Genomic DNA, 6,052 nt, shown 5'->3' on the forward strand with positions numbered 1-6,052 from the left:
AAAAAAACATAAAAAAAAAAATTTAAAAAAAAAAAAAAAAAAAAGAACCCAAACCATAAAAAAAAAAAAACAAGGGTTTTTCCCCCCCCCCCCCCCCCCCGCAGCACTATAGACGCTATTAGGCCCAAGCTCTATTTAATGCTGACGATTTGTTTTTTTATGTCATGCAACCTCTTTGCCAGAAACATTTATGTAGATGGCGACCAAGCTGCATACGGTAATGGGACAATCAGTACTCCATACAAATCAATTGTATCCGCAATCAGCGAAGCCCGCAACCATGCTGAACCCAATACAATCCATATTAAAGGTAGAGATAGTGCTAATTATTACGATCAAAACCTGAGTATTAGCGGATTTCAATATCCTCTAACTCTCAAGCAGTGGGATATAAGTAGCAATGAATTGATTATCAAAGGAACGGGAAACTCAATGTCCACAATCACGTTGGGCAACAATGCTGCTACGATTAAGATAATGGGTGCCACAATATCCAGAGCATCGGAGCCCCAAATTAACTCTACTCTGCTGGGAGGAGGCCTTTTTATTTATTATAGCGAATCCGTAGTAATTGAAGATTGCATAATTAATCATTGTCGAGCATGGAAAGGCGGTGGGATCTATGCATATCAATCAGATCTAGAGCTAATCAACACGAAAATGCACAATAACACCGGAGTTCGCTACACTGGCTTAGTATTAATCTCTTTCGGTGGAGCAATTTATGCAGAAGATTCCGAGATTACAGTCAGCGAATCACTGCTCTATTTTAATCATGGAGGTTCACAAACTGCCTGTGAAGAAACTATTTATCTGTATGGAGGATTATTGTCTTGCGAAGCTACAACCCTTTATCATGATTCGCCTACAGCCGTACAGGTGTGGACATACGAAGGGGATTCAGTGTTCCAAAACTGCATAATATTCCAGCCCTACATGAATGTAAATGCCTCTTACGAGTTTTGTTGTGCCTATAATACCCAGTACTCCGCGTTTGGGGGTTTGGGCAACATAATTGCTGACCCAATGTTCAATGGTGATTTTTCTCTTGAGAAAGGTTCCCCCTGTATAGGTACTGGATATTCTGCGGATTTCTGGGATCATCAAGGGGCTCCGGGAAATCAAGACTTGATTACTCCTCACGATGAAACCCAAGACATTGGCGGAATACCCTATAATGGCGATCGATTCATTAGATATAGCTTCGATGATGACCCTCAAGGAAACTGGATGTGCTTTCCGGTTCTTGATGACCATTCCTATGTAAACATTGATGGGGTTGATTACCGTGCCGACAATATGCGAGCTTTCTTCTACGATTATGAAGGACCTTTTTCAGAGATGGATAGGGTCTCATTCAAGTGGTATGATCCCGGCAATGTGTTTGGCGAATATACTCATAGGCCGAATGCTGTAATCACTTGGCACTACATGCGTGGATTGAACAGCGACGAAGGATTCCTTGGCTATAAAGCTCTTTTCAATAGCCCCTTAGAAATGGAGAGGCTACATGGCTACCATGTGCCTTTAGATCAATATGTCCAAGTCCCAGAGCCCGGGGTAGAGAATTGGATAGGTTATTTCCTGCCTGAGACGCAAACTGTTAGTGCTTTCGGTTCCTACCTGGATGAGTTATATTATATCCAGCATAAGGACTGGACGATGGTAAGAATAATGGCGAAAAGAGGAGCTCCATGGATTGTATTTGGAGAAGTAGGAGCACCAAGCCCATCTCTTTCATACGGAGACATGGTCATAGTAAAGAGGTTCGGTTCGCCCAGTGTTGGACAGTTTCAATGGGCAAGGGGTTTACATGCTACAAAGTATGTTCGTGAAACACCTGAATACTTTGAGTTCAATATCGAGCCCGATTATACAGCAGTATTTGTTCAAATGGATTCTCTTGCCACGACAAAAGAGATAGCCATTATGAGCGATGATCTGTGTTATGGTGCCGCGGTGGTGAATGGTGAAACAGTGATGATTCCAGCCTTTATATCGTCTCTGCCAGAAGGCTCGGAATTGGAGCTTGTCGCTTGGGACGGAGCCAAGTCCAGTGCTAAATCTATCTCCATCAACCTTTTTGATCAGACCAATAATGCATACGTACAGTGCAGCTCTTTTGTAAAAGACACATCTGATCATTATCTGATTAAAATGGGTTCTACGCTCCCCGATACTGACGCACCGAGTACGCTAAGCTTAGGTATTAAGAACTATCCCAATCCCTTCAATCCCAGCACCACCATCAGCTACAGTGTGCCTGCAAATGGTGATGTAATGCTCAATATCTACAACGCGAAAGGCCAATTGGTAAACACGCTGGTGAGTGAGCACAAAAACAAAGGTAACTATCAGGTAGTCTGGCAAGGAAGAGATATGAGTGGCAATTCTGTCGCTTCCGGCTTGTATTTCACCCGCTTGGTATCTGGCGGAAAATCTATAAACAACAAAATGCTACTGCTGAAGTAGATAAATATAGGGTATATGGAGCGGTGTCTATCACCGCTCCATACCTGATATAACGGGAGCTGACATGAAACAATATTTACTAATAGCTATGCTACTGCTACCATTGGCGGTATTCGCTATTACCAGACACGTGTCCCTGGATGGAACTCAAGCCTATACTTCCATACAGGTGGCTATCAACGATGCCCAAAGTGGAGATGTGGTATTGGTGTATCCGGGACACTATATCGAGAATATAGATCTTTCTAACAAACAGAACCTCATCCTTGTCTCCCTGGAATATACGACCGAAGATACTACCTACATAAGTACTACGATCATCGATGGCTCTGCCAATGCGAATTCCACTGTAATCTTTTATGAAAACGCCGTGAATATCACCCTAAGAGGGTTTTCAATCACCGGGGGTAGGGGATATGACTACTTCAATGGTGCATCGCCGCGACAAATATTTGGAGGCGGAATATTCTTCCACAAAAACTGCAGTGCAAGCCTGATCAATCTCAATATCTATGATAACATAGCATCCATAGGGGGGGGTATGATTATTGCAGAGAATTGTTCTGTGACTTTATCAAAGGTGAATATCTATAACAATATTGCCAGATATACCGGAGGTGGCTTGTCGATTGGCAGTTCGCCCCAGGAAGGAGCACCAACGATAGTCTTCTCACAGACTGATAGGTGCAGCATCTACAACAATTTTGCCCAATGGGGCATGGACCTACATTGGCATTATATTCACTACGGTACGGTTTCCATCTATCTGAAGAAATTCACCGTGCCCACTTATGAACGCTATTATGCTGATCATTATGACGCAGGGTATGACAGCTCTCCTTATGTAGTGTTTGATATCCAGGAAGCCTATCTGCAACCGATTGATGCAGATATCTACGTAAGTCCCTTGGGTGATGACGACAATGATGGGCTTAGCCCTGCCACAGCCCTCAAAACTCCCTCGCTGGGCATGCAGAGAATTGCCAGTAATCCTGCTCAACCCCGGACAGTCCACCTGATGGCAGGAGAACATCATAACCTTATGATGGATGAATACATCCCCATCGCCATGAAGGATTATACCACATTGCAGGGTGTATCGGAAGCTCAAACGAGACTCTATGCCGAAAACCTGATTGATGGCACGGGAGTGGTAACCATGGGCATCAGGAGGTTTGGCATGCAGATGAAGAATGTATCCATCACCACAAGCATGGCATCTGCTCTCTTCAGTTGGGAAATCTTTGATTGCCATTATGAAAACATCACGGTTGAAAACTCATCAGTTAGTCAATGGATGGTAGCCTTGGGCTATATCAATAGCGATTATACTATGAAGAACATCACCTTGAGCAACAACACAGCCCAATATCACGACTTTGGCTTATATCTAAAAGGAGCAGTAATCAAGCTTGATAAGATCGTGATCAGGGACAGTGGCGTGCCTTGGATGCCGGGCCCTTGGGATCGAGGTTGTGGAGCTTTTGACATTGCGGTGCGGGATACCTTGATCGTCAGCAACAGCAGGTTCGTCAATAATACCCACTATTCAGAGGATGGATTTGCCCAGTTCAGGACTTATTTCGGGCCACAATCCAGCCAAGTGGTTATATTTGATAATTGTCTCTTTGCGGGCAATACCGCCAGCGGCGGAGTCAGAAATATTGATATCTTTGGTGGGCAGAGTGTTGATTTTATCAATTGCACCTTCGCCAATAATACCGGTACCTATCCAGATTACTTGCGTATTGGATCTTATGTAAACCGCATAGTGAATTGCATCTTTTCGAACAACAGCAATGCCTTTGATATCAGAACCACAATAGATACGCATATCGAAAACAGCCTATTCAGCAAAACTAACAATATCTACAGGGTGTACGAAGATCAATCCTTGAATTGGGGTGCGCATAACATCACTGGCACCGATCCCTTGTTCAGCGGTGATGATCCTACCCTGCCCAGCTATTATTGTCTGTTTTCGGATGAGGAAAATGGTTACTCACCAGCCATAGATGCCGGAACCATGAATTCTGCGATCTTGCCTTCAGGTTATGTTGTTCCTGAATATGATGCCTTTGGTTTTAACCGGGTCTATGGGTCGCAGATTGATATCGGTTGTTATGAATCACAGGGATATACAGGCAATGAGGAAGAGCTTAATCCAACTGTGAGCAATTTGCAATTAGCAAACTATCCCAATCCCTTCAATCCCAGCACCACGATCAGTTACAGTGTTCCCACCGATGGTGATGTAAGCCTTGCTATCTACAACGCCAAAGGCCAATTGGTAAACACGCTGGTGAGTGAGCACAAAAACAAAGCTAACTATCAGGTAGTCTGGCAGGGGAAAGACAAAAGTGGTAATAATGTCGCTTCCGGCCTATACTTCACCCGTCTAAAATCTGGCGGAAAATCCATTACCAACAAAATGCTGCTGCTGAAGTAGTGTAATCATCGATGGTAGCAATGGCAATACATCTACTATCCTCAGTTTTGAATACACCACCGAATGCACGATAAGGGGATTTTCCATAACCGGAGGTAAGGGTTATGATTATTACCCCAATGCGTATAGTCGTTATCAGATCTCTGGAATCGGTATATTTATCAATAGGAATAACTCTGTCGTACTAAGTAAGCTGCGGATATTTGGGAGCCGTGCTGCCAGTGGCGGCGGGATCGCAATTCTTGGCTCCAACACAGTTTTAATGTCTTCGGTAGATATTTATGATAACCTCGCTCGCTATGCCTAAGCGCATGTAGCATAATTCTTTATGATCAGAGAATCCGGTACTCCCTTACTGGATTCTCTTTTTGTAATTTGGGGAAACTTATTGAAAAGCAGCGTTGTAGTGGAAACAGCCGAATATGCTTCAAAACGAGCCCTTTAGGGACGGATTTTTAGATAGCACCCGACAGCTACGCAATGGGTTGGGTCCTGTAGGGACGGTATTTCAAATAGCAAACACTGACCAGCCCATAATCAAGCTCTCGTGAAAAATGGGGAGAATGCCACTTGCAAATTCAACAAGCATTCCCCAAAACATCAAGATATCATTGTTATAATAGTTTCGAATATAGTACATTAGCTCTCATTTATGCTTATGTATTTCATATTGAAAGCTGGGACAATAGATCGCCCAGGATGAAAAAGGTTGAAGCTGTGATCTAACTCTGTCCGAATCAGCCTCTCCCCTTTAGCCGTCATGGAGATCTCGTGTAAATGGCAGGAATAAATACTCTTATTTACACGTCATTTCTATCACAAGCTATAGGGGAAGGGCAGCCCTGTTCACAAGATGATAAACTGCCTGATCTTTGTATGTCTCATTGCAGCGACAGGGTAGTGTCTCAAAGCTTGGTGTAAATTCAGGTGGAGAAATTGAGTGAACTAAAGAAAAACGTTGAGCCCAATCGAACTCATTGTTTTAATGGTTTTGACAAAACTAACAGACAAGGAGAAGATCATGACTCAACTAAAGAGGAGCAAAAACGAGATGGCAGAAATCGTCAAGTTAATTCAAGAGACGGTGCCAGGAGATTTCGTGAAAGTACTTGAGAACAGCATACATAGGAT

At 43.4% G+C, this 6,052-nt stretch carries 2 protein-coding genes; both read left to right on the forward strand.

The features are described 5' to 3' along the window. Positions 1 to 159 precede the first annotated feature (159 nt). Positions 160 to 2,472: a T9SS type A sorting domain-containing protein gene (locus LHW48_06470; protein ID MCB5260103.1), complete on the forward strand. Its 2,313-nt coding sequence runs from the start codon at positions 160 to 162 to the stop codon at positions 2,470 to 2,472. Between the two features lie 64 nt (positions 2,473 to 2,536). Next, on the forward strand, positions 2,537 to 4,921 hold the full coding sequence (locus LHW48_06475; GenBank protein MCB5260104.1) for a T9SS type A sorting domain-containing protein: 2,385 nt from the start codon (positions 2,537 to 2,539) through the stop codon (positions 4,919 to 4,921). Positions 4,922 to 6,052 lie beyond the last annotated feature (1,131 nt).

Source organism: Candidatus Cloacimonadota bacterium, from assembly GCA_020532355.1.
Taxonomy (GTDB): domain Bacteria; phylum Cloacimonadota; class Cloacimonadia; order Cloacimonadales; family Cloacimonadaceae; genus UBA5456.